This window comes from Streptomyces sp. AK08-02 (assembly GCF_033795085.1).
Classification (GTDB): domain Bacteria; phylum Actinomycetota; class Actinomycetes; order Streptomycetales; family Streptomycetaceae; genus Streptomyces; species Streptomyces echiniscabiei.
The window spans coordinates 45,198-64,587 of record NZ_JARAZV010000002.1 but is presented as its reverse complement, the minus strand read 5'-3'; the positions used below and the strand labels follow the sequence as shown (position 1 = coordinate 64,587).

Sequence of the window (19,390 nt, the reverse complement as noted above, 5' to 3'; positions counted from 1 at the left end):
GGGGTTCAGCCCTTGGTCAGGTCGCGTCGCGAGAAGCGGAAGATGATGAGGGTGACGCCGAGGCAGACCACGGTGAGCAGGGAGGCGATGGTGCTGCCGTAGCCGTAGTCGCCGTAGGAGAACGCGGTGCGGAACATATAGAGGGTCAGGGGCGTCGTGTCGCTGCCCGGTCCGCCGTTGGTCAGGGCGAGGACCGAGTCGAACACCTTGAGCGTGCCGTTGATGCTGAACACGACCGAGGACAGCAGCACCGGTGCGGACAGCGGCAGAACGATGTGCCGGATCAGCCGCCAGCCGGTGGCGCCGTCCAGCCGCGCCGACTCGAGCGTCTCCTCGGGGATGTCGAGCAGCCCGGCGAAGATGAGGACACCGTAGAAGCCCATGGAGCGCCATACGTCCATGACGACGAGGACGGCGAAGGACCCGCCGGCGCTCGCGAACCAGTCGCCGTGGTGCAGGCCGAGCCCCTCGATGGCCGCGTTCGCCAGACCGTTCTGCGGCGCGACGGCGAAGAGCTTCTGGAACATCAGGGCGACGGCGACGGTCGGCAGGATCACGGGAAAGAACACGAGTGTCCGGACGGTCGCGGACGACCTGCGCAGGACGAACACGTAGAGCAGGGCGAGCAGGTAGCCGCAGAGGACCTGCCCCACGCTGACGGCGATCGCGTATTTGAAGGTGAACCACAGGGCGGAGTGCGCCTGCGCATCGTGCCAGAGCTTGTCGAAGTTGCCGAACCCTCCGAAGGTGAAGCCCTCGATGACGTTGCCCTTGAAGAAGGTGTACCCGAGGGACCAGCCCATCGGGACCAGCATCACCAGGGTGTACACCAGCAGCGCCGGGCCCAGCAGGACGGCGATGGCACGGCGGTCTCCCAGAACTGAACGCATGACGGCTCTCTCACGAAGGGTTCGGTGCGGACGGCGGTGGTGCGGCGGGATCAGCCGTTGTCGAGATCGGTCTGGATCTTCTGCATGAAGTCCTTGGCCGAGAGGGATCCGTTGACGAGCGGCGCGGCGTTCGTCTGGCTGGTCTCTGTGCCCTTGGTGTTGAACAGCGCCTCGAACCAGAGGGTGCTGGTCGTGGTCCTCGTGATGGTGTCCTGGACGGTCTGGGTGAGCGGCGGGAGGGTGCCGGTGTCACCGTTGGGCTTGAACCCGGAGACGGTGCCCTGGTCCTTCAGGGAGGCGGCGCCGTAGTTCTTGGTGATGCAGGAGAGCCAGTCGCCGACCTTGGCGTCGTAGGACTTGGCGGAGACGGCGACCGGGAGACCGACGTTGGCCGGGATCTGGTCCGCGCTGCCCTTGCCGCCCGCGACGGCCGGGAACGGCATGAAGCCGACGTTGTCCGCGCCGATCTTGTTCTTGGTCTTGTCGTTGAAGTCGCCGAGCGCCCAGCTGCCCATGTAGAACATGGCGGCCTTGCCGGTGAGGAACTGCTGCGTCGCGGTGTCGTAGTCGATCGACCCGACGCCCTTGCCGAAGTAGCCCGCCTTTCCCAGGTCGGCGATGGCCTGCGCGGCCTTCACGTAGGCCGGGTCGGTCAGCTTGGCCTTGCCGTCCGCGACGTCCTGGAGGGCGTCCGGGCCGAGGTCGCGGTAGAGGTATCCGCTGACGAGGCGGGTCAGGGGCCAGCCGTCCTTGCCGTCCGCGGAGAACGGGGTGATGTCGGCGCTCTTGAACTTCGCCGCCGCTGCGACCAGTTCGTCGTAGGTGGTCGGGACGGCGACGTTGTGCTCGGCGAAGAGCTTCTTGTTGTACCAGATGCCCTCGATGTTGAACTGGTACGGCATCACGTTGAACTTGCCGTACAGGTTCTCGACCGTCTTGATCGCCGCCGGCTGGAGGTCGTCCCACACGCCGAGGCCCTTGAGCGTCTTCTCCAGGTCCAGGACCTGGCCCGCCTTGTCCAGGGTCTTGGTGAGCTGAGGCGTGCCGCCGGCCGCGAACTGTACCGGCAGGGCGTTCTGCCCGGCCAGCAGTTGCACCTTCTGGTCGACGTTGCCGATCGGCAGGGTCTGGATCTTCAGCGGCAGGGCCGTGTTCTGCGTCTTGCACGCGCCCTTGCCCAGGGTGGTGAGCTCCTGCTGCACGATGTGGTTGTCGTCGTTGATGGTGAGGCTGAAGTCCTTGGCGCCGCCGCTCGACGTGTTCGAACCGCCGCCGCATGCACTCAGCAGAAGACCGGCGGAGGTGGCGGTCGCCAGGACGGCAAGACTGCGGGGCTTGAGGGTGTGGTGCACGGGGTTGCTCCTCGCGGTGCACAGCGCATTGAAGCGCTTCAATGTTGCCCCGGAACCTACGGCCCGCTACGCGACCATGTCAAGGATGATTCGCCGGTATTTCCGAACCGCAATGTGCCCACCGCGCCAGAAATCGGGCGAGCACGCATACCCGTCCCCCCAAGTCGGATCCGGGGGACGGGTCTGCGTGCTCGGTACGGCGAATCAGCGCGGTGCGCTGGCCCGGACGATCAGCTCCGGTTCGAGTACGACGGTGGCATGTCGGTGCTGCGCGCCCGAGGCCACCTCGTCCATCAGCAGCCGCATCGCTTCCTGCCCCATCGCCCGCCCCGGCAGGTCCACCGCGGTCAGGGGAACGGCGGCGGAACCGGCTGTCCGGTTGTTCTCGCACCCGACGATCGCGATCCGGTCGGGTACGCCGATGCCCGCCACCGTGTGCAGTTCGTGGATGATGCCGTTGGCCAGTTCGTCGGCGACGACGACGAGGCCGTCCGGCAGGTCGTCCGGCTCGCGTCCGGCGAGAGCCCGGCCGACCAGGTGCCCGTGCGCCGTGGTCAGGCCCGCACTGTCGATCTCCTCCAGCGCCACGCGCCCGCCGGCCTCCTCGACCGCCGCGCGTACTCCTCTGCGCCGGTCACGCACGGGCTGGTAGTCGTCGTGCGCGACCACGTACGCCAGCCTGGTGCGTCCCGTGTCGATGAGGTGGCGGGCCGCGAGATATCCCACGTGCTCGTTGTTGACCAGCACCGAGCAGCATGTGCCCGGTCTGGGCGCGAAGTTGAGGAGCACGATCTGACGTCCGTGCGAGCGCATCCGGGCGATGCCGTCGGTGGAGTCCTCCATGGGAGCCAGCAGCACGCCGGTCACCCGGGCCTCGTCGAACACGTCCAGGTAGTCGTTCTGGAGTCCCATGTCGCACGTCGTGTTCGCGAGCAGCAGGTTGAGGCCGGCCGCGCGGGCCGCCTCCTGCGCTCCGTGCGCCATGTCGATGAACAGCGAGTTCTCGATGTCCGCGAGCACCATGCCGACGCTGTCGTTCGACCCCGAGGCAAGCGAGCGGGCCGCGTCGTTGCGCACGAAACCCAGTCGGCTTATGGCCTCACGTACGCGCTGCGCCGTCACGGGGCTGACCTTGGCCGGATGGTTCAGGACGTTGGAAACCGTGCCGAGCGAGACACCCGCCGCCTTCGCGACATCCTGCATGCTCGGACCGGCATGTCCGTTTGCCCGTGGACCTGCGGCTGCCACGACGCTCCTCGGCTTCCGGTCTCATTCGAACTGGACACGTCACTGACAGGGCCCAGCCGCTGTGAACACACGCAGGATACACGTCTGCGTTAAAGCGCTCCAACGCCTGCACGCCCGCGCGCCCCGACACTCGGTGGATGCGAGTACATACAGCCAGTTCACGGCGTTTCGCTGATACGCCCCCCGAGCTGCCGGACTCCTGGGCAGCCCCTACTCGGCGAGTCCGACCACAGGAACGGTGGCCAGGCACTGGACTTGCCGCGGTCTGCAGGATGCTGCGGGAGCCCTTGACGTCCGGCCCGGACAGTGTCAGCCTCACACCGCTGAAGCGATTGAAGCGTATCAATCCGCCCTTCGGCTCTTGAATGCTGGCCCACGCGGCGAACTCCCCGCAGCCGTACCGGCCATGCACAGGCCTGACCATGTGCTCCGGCTCTGCGGCGGAGCACATGGTCGGCCCCCGCGCACATGAGCCCCACCCGCCGTCCTTCTCACCGCCGAGGCAGTCGCGAAGCCATGACAACCGGCGCCGACGTCTCACCCCGAACCGTCTGCCGACCCCTCCGTCGCTCGTACAGACAACCGCCGCCCGGGTCCCCCACGCCCGAGCGGCGGTGAAGAGACAGGCACGCATCGGGGCCGCACCGGGCTGTGGACGCCCGTGAGCCGGCGGCCGAACACCGGCCGCGCGGTCGCACCCATCCATCAGCGACACAAAGGAGTCTCGTATGAACAGCCACCACGCCGGAGGCGCCTACCCCGAAGTCCGTAGACGTCGCGCCTCGCCCACCCTTGCCGCGATCCTGGCCGCCCTCGTGGCCGTCATAGGGCTGGTCACCGCCGGCCAGGCGAAGGCGCTCAGCGGTGACATCCGGATGCACGACCCGAGCGTCATCAAGGTGGGGCACTGCTACTACGGCTTCTCCACCGGGTTCGAGAACGACCCGCTCAACCCCAGCGGGTCCGTCACCATCCGCAAGACGTGCGGCCGCACCGCGGCGTCCGGCTGGACGAAGGTCGGCAACGTCTGGGAGACGACCCCGTCCTGGATCACCAGCAAGCTCGGCGCGACCCCGCCGAACATCTGGGCCCCCGACATCGCGTACTTCAACGGCAAGTACCACCTGTACTACGCCGGTTCACGATGGGGCACGAACTACGCGGTGATGGGCCTGGCCACCGCCAAGCACATCGAGGGTCCGTGGACCGATCAGGGCATGGTCACCGACGTCAACTACCCGATCGACCCCAACGTCGAGAAGGGATCCCACGGACGGCTGTACATCTCATGGGGTTCCTGGACCGGCAGCGGCACCTACACGCACGCCCTGGACCCCAGGACCGGCAAGCTGTCCGCCAAGGACAAGAAGCTCTCGCACATCGCCATCAACATCGAGAACCCGACGATCATCCACAACGGCGGCTACTACTACCTCTTCGGTTCCAAGGGCTGGTGCTGCAGCGGGGTCAACAGCACCTACTACACGGTGGTCGGACGGTCCACCAGCATCACCGGTCCCTACCTCGACCAGAGCGGCACGGACATGGCCGCCAACGGCGGAACCACCGTCCTCACCGGCGCCTACCCCAAGGTCGCCGCGGGTGGTGCCGACGCCTTCGAAGCCGGCAGGTCCGACTTCCTCGCTTACCACTACTACGACGGTGACAACTCCGGGCAGGAGACCCTCGACATCCGTCGGGTCACCTTCGCGCGCGGCTGGCCGGTCATCGCGAGTCCGCTCGGAGCCACCGACAACCACCTGCTGAACCGCAACACCGGCAAGTGCGCGGACGTCTGGTACCTGAGCACGGCGGACGAGGCATCGGTCAACTCCGGCTACTGCAACTCCGGCGCCAACCAGCAGTGGGTGTCGACCCCTGTGGGCCGCAACTACGAACTGGTCAACGTCAACAGCGGCAAGTGCCTCCAGGTCTCCGGCGCCTCCACCGCCGAGGGCGCGGCGGTCGTCCAGTCGACGTGCACCGGCGCCTCCCACCAGCTGTGGAAGAAGACCCCGGTGATCGGCGGCTATGTCACCTTCACCAACGTCAACAGCGGAAAGTGCCTGGAGGTCGCCGGGGCGTCCGGCGACAACGGTGCGGCCCTGGACCAGTCGACCTGCGCCACCAGCACGAACCACCAGTGGATGGTCGTCTGACAGTTCCAGCGGGCAACGTCCCCGGACGCCACCCCGCCGTTGCCAGACGTGCGAACCCGGGCGGGCGGGGACAGCTCCGCCCGCCCGGGTTGCCGCCGTCGCACACGTCCACCCCGCTGTCGCCGTCGACGGCGCGGCGCGGCGCGGCGGGTGCTGTACGGCGCCACGCGCGCCCGGCGCCGTACAGGGAGCGCGACCGAGTTACGGTCCGCGCCACGCGACAGTTGGCGATGGCAATCGCCCACGGGACGCGGTGGATCGGCGGCTGAGACGTCAACAGGCCTCGGAGGCCCCTTCGCCCGCACCGTGAGCGGGATGGCTGCCGAAGAGACTCGTGAAACACACGTGGGGCTGTGCGCCATCGCCCAGGCGGTGCACGATGTCGCGCTGCGCGACAGACTCCTGGAGGGCTCCCGGCGCCTACCCGCTTTCGACGCCGCACCGGAACCGAGCTCGCCGCTGTCGCCTCGGCGGAACCCTCGGTCGGTCTGAACCGCACCGTGCACTTCAGGAGTTGTGCGGCCCCGTCCGCTCCGGGCCCGGCGCCGAAGAGTGACGGTTCCGGGAAGTGCCGGGCGCCGAGCCCGAGGTCCGGCACCGGGTCCAGACGGCACTCGGCCGCGGTGTCCGCGGTGTCCGCCATCAGTTGACGAGCCCTTGTACTTCTTCCCGTACCTCGAAGCTGACTCCGCCGGGCGGACAAGGGCGAGCCCCCGCACGCGAGTCGCGTGCGGGGGCTCGCCCGACTGCTGCCGGCCGGCTGCAGGATCGGACCGTGCGAAAACCGATGGTGCCGTGGAACAGATCCCTGTGACGGACCCGTGGGGCGGACCCGTGCGACGGGCCGGTGGGGCGGCCCAGTGGGACAGGCCCTAGAAGACGCTGACGCCGTAGGCGCTCAGGGCCTCCGTGACGGGCTGGAAGAAGGTCGTACCTCCGGAGGAGCAGTTGCCACTGCCTCCCGAGGTCAGACCGTAGGCGACACCGCTGTTGGAGTAGAGCGGGCCGCCGGAGTCGCCGGGCTCGGCGCAGACCGTGGTCTGGATCATGCCGTAGACGACGTCGCCGCCACCGTAGTTGACGGTCGCGTTCAGCGCGGTGACCCGGCCGCTGTGGATGCCGGTCGTGGAACCGCGACGGTAGACCGTGGTGTTCACGGACGGGGTGGCGGCGCTGGTGATGTCGACGCTGCCGACGGTGCCCGAGATCGAGCTGACGGGGTAGCTGCTCGCGTACTTGACGATCCCGTAGTCGTTCGTCGGGAAGCTGGAGCCCGAGGTCGCGCCGAGCAGCGTCGTACGAGCGGAGTTGGACCACCAGTTGCCCGCGCCGTCGGTGCAGTGACCGGCGGTCAGGAAGTAGTAGGTGGAGCCGCTGCGGACGTTGAAGCCCAGGGAGCAGCGCCAGCTACTCGCATAGATGGCGTCGCCGCCGGAGATCAGTTTGCTGAACTTGCCCGGGGTCCTCTTGACGGTGATGGCGTCGGCGGTGCTGCCCGCCTGCCGCTTGATCTTCGCGATCTCCGCCTTGGAGACCGTGCTGTCGGCGGTGACGACAACGCGGTTCGTCCTGGCGTCGACGGCCCAGGCGGTGCCCGGGACATCGGCCTTGAGTACCGAGCCGCTCGCCTTGTTGAGCTGGGCGGTGCTGAAGGTGGTGACGTCGGCGGCTGTCGCGTTGGGGATGGCGATGGCGGCTGCGGCCACGAGTCCGGTGCTGACGGCGATCAGCCGGGTCCGTCTCGTGATGCCACTGCGGGGGGGTGGTGCGCTTGATCCTCACTTGTCGTTCCTCCACATGGGAAGTCGGGGGCCCGCGTGGGGTCGGGGCCCGTGAGGCGCAGTCGGGGACCGTTCTGCCCGGATTCCGGACATGCTGTGACCCTGACAAGCGCTGGGTGGGAGTATTCGGCCGTTCGACCGGTCGACGCAAGGGCGCCTTTCGGCCTGAGGTTGTTCAATCGCCGGTAAAATCTCGGTTTTCTTCGGTGCTCCAGCGAAGTTCGCGCTCCCCTGCGGCTGTCGCGACGCCCAGCGTATTGCCCAGCGCGGGAAGAAGGCAGACAAAACGGTCGGCGAACGTGCACGACGGAAGCAGGGACCGGTTGAAGTACACCGTCGTGCGCCCCTCGGCGTCCGGGGCGGCGGGGCGCGGGATTCGGGAGCGGTAACTGCCGTCGCCGCTGGTCGAGTCGGCGAGGACGGCCCACAGCGCGCCGTTCTCCTCGACCGTCACACGCGGCGTCGGTTCCCGCCCGTCGAGCGAGAACATCGGCTCACGGCGGGGCTCGGCCTCACGCTCCCGACCGCCGTACGGAGGGACCCTGCCGGGTATCGACCGGCGCGGGTCGAACGGGGTGGCCTCGACGCCGTCGAACGCCGTACGCGTCCTGGCGGCGGGGGCGAAGTCGCGCACACCCCAACTGCCCTCGTGCAGCCGTACGACCAGGCGTCGTTCACCGAGACCGACCCGGGCCGCGCCCGCCGGGCCGACGTCGGCGGTCAGCCCGACCTCCCCGGTGAAGGGCTCGCCGTCGAGCGCCGGCCCGTCCGTGAACCCCTCCGTGAATCCGTCCGCGACCTCGGCGCGCAGGACGATCTCGTCACGGTCGGCCCTTCATTGACCAGGGATGGCCGGAAGTCGACCGTCCGGAAAGACCTCGGGCCGGTGTGTGCCGACGGGTGAGAGGGGCCCATCGGGCGCCGACACCGTCTCTGTGGGCCGTGCCTGCCACTCCTGCCATGCCTCGGACCCGCCCGCCGCCGTGGACTCACTCCAGCTCACTCCCTGGACTCTCTCCGTGCGCCGTCTCCGGCCACGCCCTGGACCACGCGTTGTGCGCGCGGCCGGTACACAACCTGTATGTCACCTTTGTCGGCGCGACGCCCTGTCAGCCCGTCCATACGGGTCTCGCAGCGCAAGGCAGGAGCACAGGGCACGAGCACAGGGCGCGGCTGCGGGTCCACACCCGGGCTGCCCCTACGGTCACGACGCACCCCCGGCGCTCACGACCGGCCCGGCGCACTGCTTGACCGGCCGGGCCAGCCCCAGGTGCTCCCGGAGGGTGCTGCCCGGATAGAAGGTACGGAACAGGCTCCGGTGCTGAAGCAGCGCCACCGTGCCGTTGACAAGGCGCTCCAGGTCCCGGCGCGGCTCGGCGGGGACGAGGTGGAAGCCGCCGACGACGCCGGACGCGTGCCAGGCGATGATCAGTTCGGCGAGGTCGACGGGACCGCCCCGGTACAGCGGGCCGTCCGCACTCGGCCGGGGACCGCCGCCCCCGTGCCCCGGCTCGGCCGCGTACTCGCCGCCGCCCAGGTCGACGACAAGGCTCGCGAGGACCCGCAGCTCGTCCGGGTCGCGCCCCGAGTCCGCTGCGGAAACCCTCAGTTCGTCCCGTACGGCACCCGCCTGCGCGGCGCTCACCGCCCGGACGAGCACCACGTCGGCGTACCGGGCCGCGAGTCGGCGGGCCTGACCCTCGGTGGCGTCGACGACACGGACGGGGTGCCCCTGGGACGGCCTCGGCACGGCGGAGGGACCCGTGCCGGAGAAGCCGACGCTCTCGAAGTCGCCATGGTGCGGCCTGCCTTCGCCGACGAACCGGCCGGCCGCCAGGTCCCGTGTCCCGGCGTCACCCTCCACTCCGTCCCACAACCGGGCTGCCCTGTCGGCGACTTCACCGGTCTCCCCCGGCGGTGCGCCACCGGGAGCGGCCCGGCGGCGCCCGAAAAGCCGGGCCCCTGCCTGAGTGACTGCCTCGGTCCAGGCCTCGGCATCGCTCCCGGTCTGGCTCCCGGTCTCGATCCCGGTCGCCGGCACGTCGAGCTGCCGGCCGGCCCGTCCGCCGCTGACCCGGTCGAGGGTCGCCAGGGCCGCCCAGGCATGGAAGGGCTCGGCATGAGTGGTGGTCCCGGTGGCCACCAGACCGATCCGCGCGGTGGCGGGCGCGATCCGGGCGAGCACGCCGAGCGCGTCAGGGCCTGGCTGCGCGAAGGAGTCGCCGAGCGTCACGAAGTCGAGCCCGCCGCTCTCGGCGAGCCGCGCCGCCTCGACGTACAGGTCGACGTCGGGCCGGGCCTGCCGTCCGGCCACGGACTGATCGACGGCGGCGGCCAGGTGCAGCAGCCCCCGGCCGTGCGTTGAGGTCATGAGGACGAACCTTTCGTCGGTGCCGCAGCACCCGCGTGACAAGTAGGGGGAGGCGTCATGCGGCGGTGCCGTGGCCGGCCACCGGGTCGACACCGCACTCGACACCACGCTCGGCACCGCTCTCGGCACTGAGCTCGTCATCGCGCCCGGCACCGCGCCCACCCGCGACCCACTCGGCCCCCTGCCCGGCACCTCGCACGTCGTTGCCGTCGTTGCCGTTGCCGTCGTGCCGGGCCAGCGTGCGCAGCAAGGTCAGTGCGGCGCGCGCGGTCGCGTCGTTCTGCCGGAACGCGGGCCCTCCGGTGCGCGGCCGGGTGAACGCTCCGGAGCCCCGCGCCTCCGTGTGCGGTCCGAGCGCGAAGCGCCGTGGGTGCGGCCGGCCGTCCCGGTCCAGGAGCCGCCCGTCACCGCCGTCCACGGCGAGCAGCCCCTCGGCGGTCACGCCGACGCCGCCGTCGTACAACTCGCGCAGCAGGCTGTCGCGGGCACGCTCCAGCGTGGGTTCCGGCAGCCTCGCCTCGACAAGCGCGCGGGCCTCCACCGAAGCCCCGGGCACACTGGCACCGCCCGCCCGGAACACTCCGTCCTCGGCGGTGACGGTCACCTCGGCGCCGAGGAAGTTGAGGAGTCCGGCCCGGGACAGCGCGAGCATCTGCCGCAGTCGGGGGCCGGGCGGCCCGGAGGCGAGATAGCTGAAGTAGCCGTGCCACCAGGACCCGATGTCCCCGAGCCGCACGAGTTGCCCGTAGACGGAGAGCAGCCCGAGAAAGACAGCCAGATCCGGGCTGTACGAGGGATCATGACGCCGCGTCAGGTCTCCCCGGATGTACTCCCGCAGCCCCTCCTGGAGCGCTTCGTACGACGGATACCGCACGCCCGCGAGCGGCCGGTCGAGGGCGTCGAGGTCGAGCCGGTCGGCCGGATCGGGCACGGTCGAGACAACCAGCGCCTCCCGCTCCGCCGGATCCGCGGCGGCGTACTTCTCCTCGAAGTCCGCCCAGGCACCGCTGGTGCGCTCAGGGTGGACGGTGAACAGCCGGTGGTAGTGCGCGAATCCCAACTCCTTCTCCACCAGCGGCCACACATCCCGCCGGAAGTCGAAGCCGTCCGGCCGCGCCAGCAGGGCGTCCACCTCGTCCGGCCCGAAGAACCTCGGCAGGGGCGGCCGTTCACCGGTCCAGTCGTAGTCGATCTTCGAGTGGTACGGCACCCCGCGCCGGGAGCCGACGTACAGCACCGGCTCACGCCCGGACGGCAGATAGGTCAACTCCCCCTCGCCGCTCCCGGAGTTCTCCTCGAAACGCCCACCGCGCCCCTCCGTGAGCAACACCATCAGGTCGACGAAGGCCAGCCCGAAACCCCGCACGAGGACGGGCTCACCAGGCCGCAGCGCGGACAGGTCGCTGTCGGCGGTGAAGTCGGGCGGCAGATGAACCAGCCCGTTGGCCCGCGCGTACGAGGCCAACTCGCTCTGCTCGTCGTCGAGTTCGGCGTCGAGATGGCCGAGCGTCAGCACCACCAGGTCGGCGAGCAACGGCTGGGCACGCCCCTCCAGCCACACCTGCTGGCGCCCCTCGCGCGGCCCGGCGATCCGCAGGGCGCGCCCGGCATGGTGCCGGACGCGGATGCCGGGCGGCAGTGCGGCCACCGTGTCCTCGTACACCCAGTTCAGATAGGCGCCGAGGCGTTGGCGGTCCGAGAAGACACGGCCGTCGATGTCCGCCCACTCGTGCAGCGTGGGCCCCGGGCGCACCGGACCCGCCATGGCCACCGTCTCGTCGGTGAACATGGTGACGTCCTGGGCCTGCGAGTTCATCCACAGCAGCGGGGACTGCTCCTGGCGCCAGATACGGCCGGCACCCGGCGGATGCGGGTCGACGAGATGGATGTCGAGGCCCGAATCCCCGTACAGCTCAGGGGCGTTGGCAGCGATCCGCTCCAGGAGACCGGTCCCCCGCGGACCGGCCCCCACGATGACGAGCACCGGCCTCATCGCACACGCTCCGGCCTGTGCGCGCGAACGGCGGCGGGGAGCGCCGCGTCGCGCGGTTGTTCCAGGCGTGAAGGTGAGAGGTGGGACTGCGGTGGGAGCGGGAATGGGGCCGACTCGGCCAGGGTGTGCGAGGACATGGAAAGGCTCCGTGACGCGATGGGTCGAACACGGTGATGCCTTCACACGGGTGTCGCAGGGCACGCGGCACGGCGCACATGACAGCAGTACGACGTGCAGGGCGTGCTGTACGGCCGAGCCCCTCAGCAGGGCCGTCCACCGACTCTACGGCGACGTTTCCCCTCGCTGTCAAGGGTGTCCGAACTGTGAGCTCTTCGTCTCACGTCGTTGACGCCACACCGGATGCCTGTTCCACTTGCCCCATGCATCCACAGCAGTGGCTGGTCAAACGCTCCCACATCGACCTCGGTCGAGTGTGGTCATCCTCCTGTTGAGCTGACCCACTGCGCGCCCGCTCGTCCGGGCGCCATTTCGCGTTCTCTCGCGCACCTCACCTTTCGCCCGAGCCTTCACACACCGCACACCCCTCCCCTCAAGCACCCCTTTACCTTTCCCACCCCCTTCCCGTCCTCTTCCCATCCCTTTCCCGCTCCTTTCACGCATGTTCGCGCGGGCACGGGCAAGAAGACGCACAACATGCAGACCGACAGCGAACAGAAGCCCACCTCCACGGATCTCGCCTCCGTGGATCTCGCCTCCGTGGATCTCGCCACGGGAGACCGAGGTCTGACCCGACGTCAGACGCGTCCCGGACACGACTGGGCCCCCCATGACCACGTCTGAGGCTCCGTCAGGAAAGCGGGCAGGCCGCCCATTCACCCATACGTCCCAACGCTCACCCATACGCCACGAAGAATCATATTTCACTCTCAGTCAGCAGTCGGACACAGCAAGACCCTTGCGGCACGGGGCCTCTCGACGAAATGGTTGTGCACCAGTACCGTCACGAAACCCCCGCGCGGCGTCTATTCACTTGGCGCGCCATCCGCATCATGGATGACCATAGGGATGCGGAAAGCATGAGAGACCGCTGTGAGAGGAGGCGTCCATGGGATCGGTACGCAAGGCGAGTGCCTGGCTTGGCCTCGTCGACGACAACGATGACGAGCGTTACTACGACGACGACTACTCCGAGGGGACCGAGCAGCCCGGGGATGCCTGGGTCACGGACCCCCGGGTCAAGGTCGCGGGCGAGGTGGCCGAGGAGAAGGGCCGCCGCATCGGCACCGTCACCCCGGACAGCTTCCGGGACGCCCGCGCCATCGGCGAGCTCTTCCGGGACGGCGTTCCGGTCATCATGAACCTCACCGCCATGGAGGCCGCCGACGCCAAGCGCGTCGTCGACTTCGCGGCAGGCCTCATCTTCGGCCTGCGCGGCTCCATCGAGCGGGTGTCCAACCGCGTGTTCCTGCTGACTCCCGCCGACACGGAGATCGTCAGCGGGGAGGCGCAGCCGCACCGGGCGGACGGTTTCTTCAACCAGAGCTGAGCAAGGCCGCTCACCGGCACCGCCGTCCGTTGTTCAGGTCAGCGGAAGGCATCAAGTCCGGTGAGCGCCTTGCCCAGCACCAGCTGGTGCATCTCGACGGTGCCCTCGTACGTGAGCACCGACTCCAGGTTCGTCGCGTGCCGCATCACGGGGTATTCGAGCGAGATCCCGTTGGCGCCGAGGATCGTCCGGGCCGTACGACAGATGTCGATGGCCTCTCGTACGTTGTTGAGCTTGCCGAAGCTGACCTGCTCGGGACGCAGGCGGCCGGCGTCCATGCGCCGCCCCAGATGGTGGGCGAGCAGAATCCCCTTGTGCAGCTCGACCGCCATGTCGGCGAGCTTGGCCTGGGTGAGCTGGAACCCCCCGATGGGCCGTCCGAACTGCTCACGCGTCTTCGCGTAGTCGACGGCGGCCTCGAAGCAGGACCGGGCCGCGCCCATGGCACCCCAGACGATCCCGTAGCGGGCGTGGGAGAGGCAGCTGAGGGGTCCGCGGAGCCCGGTGACCTCCGGCAGTACGGCATCGGCGGGCAGCCTCACGTCATCGAGCACCAGTTCGCTGGTGACGGAGGCCCGCAGGGACCACTTGTGCTTGATCTCGGGCGCGGAGAACCCGGGGGTGTCGGTGGGGACGACGAACCCGCGGATGCCGTCGTCGGTCTGCGCCCATACGACGGCCACGCCGGCGACGGAGCCGTTGGTGATCCACATCTTCCGCCCGTTGAGCACCCAGTCGCCGCTGCCGCCGTCGCGCTTGGCGTACGTACGCATACCGGCGGGGTCGGACCCGTGGTCGGGCTCGGTCAGCCCGAAGCAGCCGATGACGTCGCCGGCGGCCATGCTCGGCAACCAGTGCTGCTTCTGCTCCTCACTCCCGAAGGCGTGGATGGCGTACATGGCGAGCGACCCCTGCACGGAGACAAGAGACCGGATACCGGAGTCGGCGGCCTCCAGTTCCAGGCAGGCGAGTCCGTACTGCACGGCGGAGGCCCCGGCGCACCCGTATCCCGTGAGGGACATCCCGAGGGCGCCGATGCCGCCCAGCTCTCGGGCGAGCCCCCTGATGTCCGGCAGCTCACCCTCCTCGAACCATCCGGCGACATGGGGCAGCACGCGGTCCGCCGCCCAGGTCCGGACGGTGTCCCTGATGGCCAGGTCCTCCGCGTCCAGCAGGTCGTCGAGGCCGAGCGGGTCGGCGGGGTCGAAAGGGGGCAGCTTCGCGAACACAGCCACAGGAGCCTCCGGCAACTTAAACTAGCACCGCTAGTTACGATGCGGCTGACGCTACGCCCGCGCACCCTCCGGTACAAGCCGACGAGGGCCCTCGCCCGCCGGCGACCCGCACCCGCCGACGCACCCGCACCCCCACAGGAGAGCTTCACCTCTCAAGTGACCGCCACGGGCGGTGCGTGGGTGGGAGACCCGACGTTCACACCGAGACACGGGACCCTGAAACCTCCCGAGGACCAGGCACCGCGACCGACGGCTCAGCGGCGCCGCCACACTGCATCACCCGCGGCAACCGCAACGCCATCACCGCCCCCAGCACCAACAACCCCGCGCTCACCAGCAACGTCACATGCAGCCCGTGCACGAACGCGTCCCGAGCCGCCGCCCGCAGGGCCGCACCCGGAGACCCCCCGAGCCGGCCGGCGACCTCGTACGCCTCGCCCAGTGAATGCCCCGCCGCGACCGACGCCGACGCCGGAACCCCCGGCACCGACCCCACCCCCGGCGCGTACGCCGCGTTCATCACGCTGCCCAGGAGCGCGATCCCGATCCCCGCGCCCAGCTGGTACGAGGTCTCACCGATCGCCGCCGCCCCGCCCGCCTGCGCCGCCGGAGCCTCGCTCAGCATCGACTCGTACGCCCCGAAGAGGGTGGTCTCCAGGCCGAAGCCCAGCAACACGAACCCGGACAGCATCAGCCACGCGTTGTCCTCGCCGCCCATCGCCGTCAGCAGCCCGACCGCCGCCGCGGTGAGGCAGAACCCGGCGCACACCATCGTCCGCGGGCCGAACCGCCGTAGCAGCCGCGCCCCCGCGAGCCCGGCCGCCATCGCCGCCACCGTCAGCGGCAGCAGCCGTAGCCCCGTCTCCAGCGGCGAGAGGTCCAGCACCAGTTGCAGATACTGCGCCGCGATCAGCTCAAGTCCGACCAGCGCGAGCATCGCCAGCACGATGCACCCGACGGACGTACTGAAGGCCGGCCGCGCGAACATCCGCAGGTCGACCAGCGGATACGTACGCCGCCGCTGTCTCCGCACGAAGGCGGCCAGCAGCACCGCGCCCACCACCAGCGGCACGAGCGTCAGGAGGTTCCCGGCACCTTCCCCGCCGCCCAGCCGCTTCACGCCCAGGACGACGCCGAACAGCCCGCCCGCCGCCGTCAGCGCGCCGACCACGTCCCACGGACCAGCACCGCGCTCACCGCGCGACTCGGGCAGCAGCAGCCGGCCGACCGGCAGGCTGACCAGCATCAGCGGGATGTTGACGAGGAAGACCGAACCCCACCAGAAGTGCTCCAGCAGGAAGCCGCCGAGCAGCGGGCCGACCGCCGCACCGACCGCCGCCACGGCGCTCCAGACACCGATCGCCAGCGCCCGTTCGCGCCGGTCGGGAAAGACCTGGCGAAGGATCGAGAGCGTCGCAGGCATGATCATCGCGCCGCCGACGCCCAGCAGCGCCCGCGCCAGGATCAGCAACGAGGCACTCCCGGCGAGAGCGGCCAGGCCGGAGGCGACGCCGAACAGTGCGTAGCCGAGGAGCAGAATCCGTCGGCGGCCGACCCGGTCGCCCAGCGTGCCGAACAGGATCAGCAGCGAGGCGCAGACCAGCGGGTAGATGTCGACGATCCAGAGCAGCTCTATCGCACCGGGCCGGAGATCCTCGCTGACGGCGGGGACCGCCACATGCAGCACGGTCGCGTCGACCGCGACGAGCAGCAGACTGGTGCAGAGGACGAGGAGGACGCCCCAGCGATTGGTACTCGCACCGGCCGTCCGACGGCGCGACGCTGCGGCAGCCGTGGTCGTCCCGGACATGTACGTACCTCCAAGATTCCCTCGCGTTCGGCGATCCTCGGGGTGGGGACTCCCCGGGGGTTTCGGCTGAGGAGGAGCGGTGGTCCTCAGTCCGCGCGGCGAAAAGCGAGTGGTCCGACAGCGTACGCGAGTTCGCACCGGCGAAAAGTGGCGGACCTCTCACCCCTCCGGGGAGCCCGTGTGGCGTGCCCCACGCTTCCGGCGGGCCGCCCGCTCCCCCGCCCGCCCTCGTTCGGTCACCCGTCGATAATCGACCGGTGACAGATCTTGGAACCCGTCCGCTCCCCGCGCCGCCCACGCTCCGCCGAGCCGCGCCCGCCCTCCTCGGGTACGTGGCCGTCCGGGTGCTGGGCCTGGTCGCGCTGGCCCTGTGGAGCGCGGCGCGTGACAAGAGCGCGTACAAGCTGCTGACCGCCCGCTGGGATTCGCTGTGGTACACCCGGGTCGCCGAACTCGGCTACGGCTTCGAGGTGCGCCTCCCGAACGGCGACGTGCACTCGAACCTCGCGTTCTTCCCGCTGCTGCCCTGGCTGGAGCGGCTTCTGGCGTCGGTGACCCCGATGTCGTACGCCAACGCGGGCTTCACGGTGAGCGCCCTGGCCTCCCTGGCCGCCGCGTGGGGCGTGTTCGCGGTCGCGGACCATGTGTACGGCCGCCGGGCAGCGGTGCACGCCGCGGTGCTGTGGGCGGCGCTGCCGGTCGGGATCGTCCAGTCGATGGCGTACAGCGAGTCGCTGTTCACGGCCCTGGCCGCCTGGTCCCTGTACGCGGTCCTCACCGGCCGCTGGCTGACGGCGGGCACCCTGGCCCTGTTCGCGGGCCTGACCCGCCCGGTGGGCCTCGCGGTGGTGGCGGCGGTATGGGCGACCGCCGCCGTCTCGTTCGGCACGTGGGCCACCAACTCCCGATCCGCTCCCGCCCCCGCGTCCAGTACCTCGTTCGTACGAGGGCGAAGCGCGCCCGCTCCGCACGGCGCACCCGTGTGGCGCCGCGCCCTCGGCATGCTGATCGCGCCGCTCGGCGCCGCCGGCTACGTCCTGTGGGTCGGTCATCGCACCGGCAAGGGGCCGCTCGGTTACCTGGACGTCCAGGCCGGCTGGCGCAACGGTTTCGACGGCGGCGCCGCGTTCGCCCGCTTCGTCGCGGCCAAGTTCACGTCCTTCCCGTCGGCACTGGCCGGAGTCGGACTCATCGTCGGTGTGGGCCTGCTGATCTGGCTGTTCGTCACCTGTGTACGGCAGCGCCAGCCACTGCCGTTGCTCGTGTACGCGGGTGTCGTCACCGTGCTCGCCCTCTGCGCGTCGAGCTACTTCGGCTCGAAACCACGCCTGTTGCTGCCCGCCTTCCCTCTCCTGCTGCCGCTCGCCGTGGCCCTGGCCCGGCTGCGTACGACCAGGTCGGTGCTGGTGACGGGCCTGGTCGCGGTGGCCTCGGCGGTCTACGGGGCGTTCTGGCTGAACGGCTCCGGTCCACCCTGAGCGACCTTCCGGCGAATTCCGGACAACCAACTGGTGAACCAATTCGAAAGAGCCGTAAAACAGCCCGTCCACCGGTCGCACCCGCCAGAGCAATGAAAATGCAGGGAACGCGGGTCCCCGAATAGGGATTCCGGTGAATTAAACATCACCTTGAGAGCAATCCCACATCACATCGTCATTACAAACCGGCGGATCGGCCGGGGATCCGCGCTCACTCGCTGTAGCGTCGATTGGGTGCGTACTGAAGGAAACCTAGCCCGTCTGGACCGGGTGTTCGCGAGGCTGGACCGGGAGCCGGGCCGGCCGACCCACATCGATGTGCCGAAGATGAGCAGGCACAGGATCGCGCTTCTTGTCGCGACCCTGGTCTTCTATCTCGCCACCGTGTGGGCCGTCGTGATCACCTCGTGGTTGGTCCGGCTCGACTGGCAGGTCATGTTCTTCCGGCCCTATCAGCAGTGGCCGGAGATCCACGCCTTCCTCGACTACTACGTGGTGCTCGGTCAGCGCGGCCCCACCGCCGTGATGATCTCGGCCTGGCTGGGCTGGCGAGCCTGGCGTCAGCACACCCTGCGTCCGCTGCTCACGTTCGGCGCGGCGCTGCTGCTGCTCAACGTCACCGTCGGCGCCGCGAAGATCGGCATGGGCCGCCTGGGACCGCACTACGCGACCACCATCGGCTCGAACGAGATGGGTATGGGCGGGGATATATTCCCCAGCGGTCACACCGCGAACGCCGTCGTGACCTGGGGCATCCTGGCCTATCTGGCCTCGACCCCGCGGGCGAGGCGCTGGCTGTCCGCCAGTTCGGCGCTGATGTCGCTCGGCGTCGGCCTCACCACGGTCTATCTGGGCACGCACTGGCTGAGCGACGTCGTCCTGGGCTGGGTCGCGGGTCTGCTGGTCCTGCTGGCGCTGCCGTGGTGCGAGCCGATGATCACTCGCGCCGAGACCTGGATACTGGACCAGCGCGACCGCAGGCGCGTCCCGGGCACCAGCGCCGCGCCCGTCCCGGCCCGGGTCGGCACGCCGGCGCTGCTCACGCCGCACGCGACCGCCGGGCGAGAGGCCACGGCCCGCGAGAACACCGCCCCGGCCGCCCATGTGTCACGGGCGCCCGCGCACCCCGCGCATCCGGCCCCGCACCCGCACGCGAGCCGTTCGGAGCGCACCCCGGTCACCCCGGCCGGCAGCCGCCGTCCCCCGCACGCGGACCGCGCCCCGCGCGCCACCGGCAACCCGTCGACCCGCCCCCTGCCCGGCAACAGCTGAGCCACCCGGGGCCAGGGGGGCACGGCGGGGTCCCGCTCAGCCCTTCCAGCAGCGCGTCACCCGACCGCCGGTGACCTCGAAATTGAGCCGCCCCGACCGGTACTCCATGGTGATGATCGCCCCGGGCGGCAGGGACCGCACCGCCGACCAGCCGCGCTCCCGGGCGAGCCGCTCGGCCCTCGCCGCATCGAGACCGACGTAGGTGTCCGGGGTGTCCTGGGGTTCTTCGGGCCTGGGATTCGGTGACATGCCCGTCACGGTAGGCGCCCACCGGCGGCCGGGGAAGCCCGGCCC

The 19,390-nt window shown here is 69.9% G+C and carries 15 protein-coding genes and 1 pseudogene; 6 read left to right on the top strand and 10 right to left on the bottom strand.

Features of this window, described 5'->3' with window-relative positions; translation table 11 throughout:
- Positions 1-5 precede the first annotated feature (5 nt).
- The 3 genes from PV734_RS04245 to PV734_RS04235 form a co-directional block, all read right to left on the bottom strand.
- The gene (locus PV734_RS04245; RefSeq protein WP_319098501.1) at positions 6-890 is read right to left on the bottom strand and encodes a sugar ABC transporter permease; all 885 of its coding nucleotides are present in this window, start codon (positions 888-890) and stop codon (positions 6-8) included.
- 50 nt (positions 891-940) lie between these two features.
- Positions 941-2,242: an ABC transporter substrate-binding protein gene (locus PV734_RS04240; protein WP_319098502.1), complete on the bottom strand. Its 1,302-nt coding sequence runs from the start codon at positions 2,240-2,242 to the stop codon at positions 941-943.
- 204 nt (positions 2,243-2,446) lie between these two features.
- Positions 2,447-3,445: a LacI family DNA-binding transcriptional regulator gene (locus tag PV734_RS04235; protein WP_319098503.1), complete on the bottom strand. Its 999-nt coding sequence runs from the start codon at positions 3,443-3,445 to the stop codon at positions 2,447-2,449.
- 773 nt (positions 3,446-4,218) lie between these two features.
- Between PV734_RS04235 and PV734_RS04230 the strand changes: the two genes are divergently transcribed.
- On the top strand, positions 4,219-5,649 hold the full coding sequence (locus PV734_RS04230) for a family 43 glycosylhydrolase (RefSeq protein WP_319098504.1): 1,431 nt from the start codon (positions 4,219-4,221) through the stop codon (positions 5,647-5,649).
- An 872-nt stretch (positions 5,650-6,521) separates the two neighbouring features.
- Here PV734_RS04230 and PV734_RS04225 read toward each other — a convergent pair.
- Positions 6,522-7,431: pseudogene (locus tag PV734_RS04225) on the bottom strand (S1 family peptidase).
- A 174-nt stretch (positions 7,432-7,605) separates the two neighbouring features.
- Positions 7,606-8,064, bottom strand: coding sequence for a DUF1684 domain-containing protein (locus tag PV734_RS04220; protein WP_319288789.1), 459 nt, complete (start codon positions 8,062-8,064; stop codon positions 7,606-7,608).
- A 15-nt stretch (positions 8,065-8,079) separates the two neighbouring features.
- Between PV734_RS04220 and PV734_RS04215 the strand changes: the two genes are divergently transcribed.
- Complete coding sequence (locus PV734_RS04215) at positions 8,080-8,334, top strand: hypothetical protein (RefSeq protein WP_319288788.1); 255 nt, start codon at positions 8,080-8,082, stop codon at positions 8,332-8,334.
- A 300-nt stretch (positions 8,335-8,634) separates the two neighbouring features.
- On the opposite strand, the gene PV734_RS04210 is transcribed toward PV734_RS04215, so the two are convergent.
- Complete coding sequence (locus PV734_RS04210) at positions 8,635-9,801, bottom strand: LLM class flavin-dependent oxidoreductase (protein WP_319288787.1); 1,167 nt, start codon at positions 9,799-9,801, stop codon at positions 8,635-8,637.
- A gap of 55 nt (positions 9,802-9,856) precedes the next feature.
- The gene (locus PV734_RS04205) at positions 9,857-11,794 is read right to left on the bottom strand and encodes an FAD/NAD(P)-binding protein (RefSeq protein WP_319288786.1); all 1,938 of its coding nucleotides are present in this window, start codon (positions 11,792-11,794) and stop codon (positions 9,857-9,859) included.
- A 654-nt stretch (positions 11,795-12,448) separates the two neighbouring features.
- On the opposite strand from PV734_RS04205, the gene PV734_RS04200 reads away from it, so the two are divergent.
- Both PV734_RS04200 and PV734_RS04195 read left to right on the top strand, forming a co-directional pair.
- A complete protein-coding gene (locus PV734_RS04200) occupies positions 12,449-12,595 on the top strand; it encodes a hypothetical protein (protein ID WP_319288785.1) in 147 nt (48 codons plus the stop codon).
- A 265-nt stretch (positions 12,596-12,860) separates the two neighbouring features.
- Positions 12,861-13,301 (top strand): cell division protein SepF, encoded by a 441-nt coding sequence (locus PV734_RS04195; RefSeq protein WP_006381939.1) that lies wholly within the window; start codon positions 12,861-12,863, stop codon positions 13,299-13,301.
- 38 nt (positions 13,302-13,339) lie between these two features.
- On the opposite strand, the gene PV734_RS04190 is transcribed toward PV734_RS04195, so the two are convergent.
- Positions 13,340-14,536: an acyl-CoA dehydrogenase family protein gene (locus PV734_RS04190; RefSeq protein ID WP_319288784.1), complete on the bottom strand. Its 1,197-nt coding sequence runs from the start codon at positions 14,534-14,536 to the stop codon at positions 13,340-13,342.
- A gap of 196 nt (positions 14,537-14,732) precedes the next feature.
- On the bottom strand, positions 14,733-16,346 hold the full coding sequence (locus PV734_RS04185) for an MFS transporter (protein WP_319288783.1): 1,614 nt from the start codon (positions 16,344-16,346) through the stop codon (positions 14,733-14,735).
- 257 nt (positions 16,347-16,603) lie between these two features.
- Between PV734_RS04185 and PV734_RS04180 the strand changes: the two genes are divergently transcribed.
- Positions 16,604-17,824, top strand: a complete 1,221-nt coding sequence (locus tag PV734_RS04180) for a mannosyltransferase family protein (protein WP_319288782.1) — start codon at positions 16,604-16,606, stop codon at positions 17,822-17,824.
- 234 nt (positions 17,825-18,058) lie between these two features.
- On the top strand, positions 18,059-19,096 hold the full coding sequence (locus tag PV734_RS04175; RefSeq protein WP_319098514.1) for a phosphatase PAP2 family protein: 1,038 nt from the start codon (positions 18,059-18,061) through the stop codon (positions 19,094-19,096).
- A gap of 36 nt (positions 19,097-19,132) precedes the next feature.
- Here the strand turns inward: PV734_RS04175 and PV734_RS04170 are convergent, their stop codons facing one another.
- Positions 19,133-19,345 (bottom strand): I78 family peptidase inhibitor, encoded by a 213-nt coding sequence (locus PV734_RS04170; protein WP_319098516.1) that lies wholly within the window; start codon positions 19,343-19,345, stop codon positions 19,133-19,135.
- Positions 19,346-19,390: the final 45 nt, after the last annotated feature.

What these genes read in the sequence shown, in the direction of transcription:
- PV734_RS04245 (WP_319098501.1), bottom strand. Translation starts at nt 890, where the DNA reads ATGCGTTCAGTTCTGGGAGACCGCCGTGCCATCGCCGTCCTGCTGGGC.
- PV734_RS04235 (WP_319098503.1), bottom strand. Translation starts at nt 3,445, where the DNA reads ATGCAGGATGTCGCGAAGGCGGCGGGTGTCTCGCTCGGCACGGTTTCC.
- PV734_RS04230 (WP_319098504.1), top strand. Translation starts at nt 4,219, where the DNA reads ATGAACAGCCACCACGCCGGAGGCGCCTACCCCGAAGTCCGTAGACGT.
- PV734_RS04210 (WP_319288787.1), bottom strand. Translation starts at nt 9,801, where the DNA reads ATGACCTCAACGCACGGCCGGGGGCTGCTGCACCTGGCCGCCGCCGTC.
- PV734_RS04205 (WP_319288786.1), bottom strand. Translation starts at nt 11,794, where the DNA reads ATGAGGCCGGTGCTCGTCATCGTGGGGGCCGGTCCGCGGGGGACCGGT.
- PV734_RS04200 (WP_319288785.1), top strand. Translation starts at nt 12,449, where the DNA reads ATGCAGACCGACAGCGAACAGAAGCCCACCTCCACGGATCTCGCCTCC.
- PV734_RS04195 (WP_006381939.1), top strand. Translation starts at nt 12,861, where the DNA reads ATGGGATCGGTACGCAAGGCGAGTGCCTGGCTTGGCCTCGTCGACGAC.
- PV734_RS04185 (WP_319288783.1), bottom strand. Translation starts at nt 16,346, where the DNA reads ATGTCCGGGACGACCACGGCTGCCGCAGCGTCGCGCCGTCGGACGGCC.
- PV734_RS04170 (WP_319098516.1), bottom strand. Translation starts at nt 19,345, where the DNA reads ATGTCACCGAATCCCAGGCCCGAAGAACCCCAGGACACCCCGGACACC.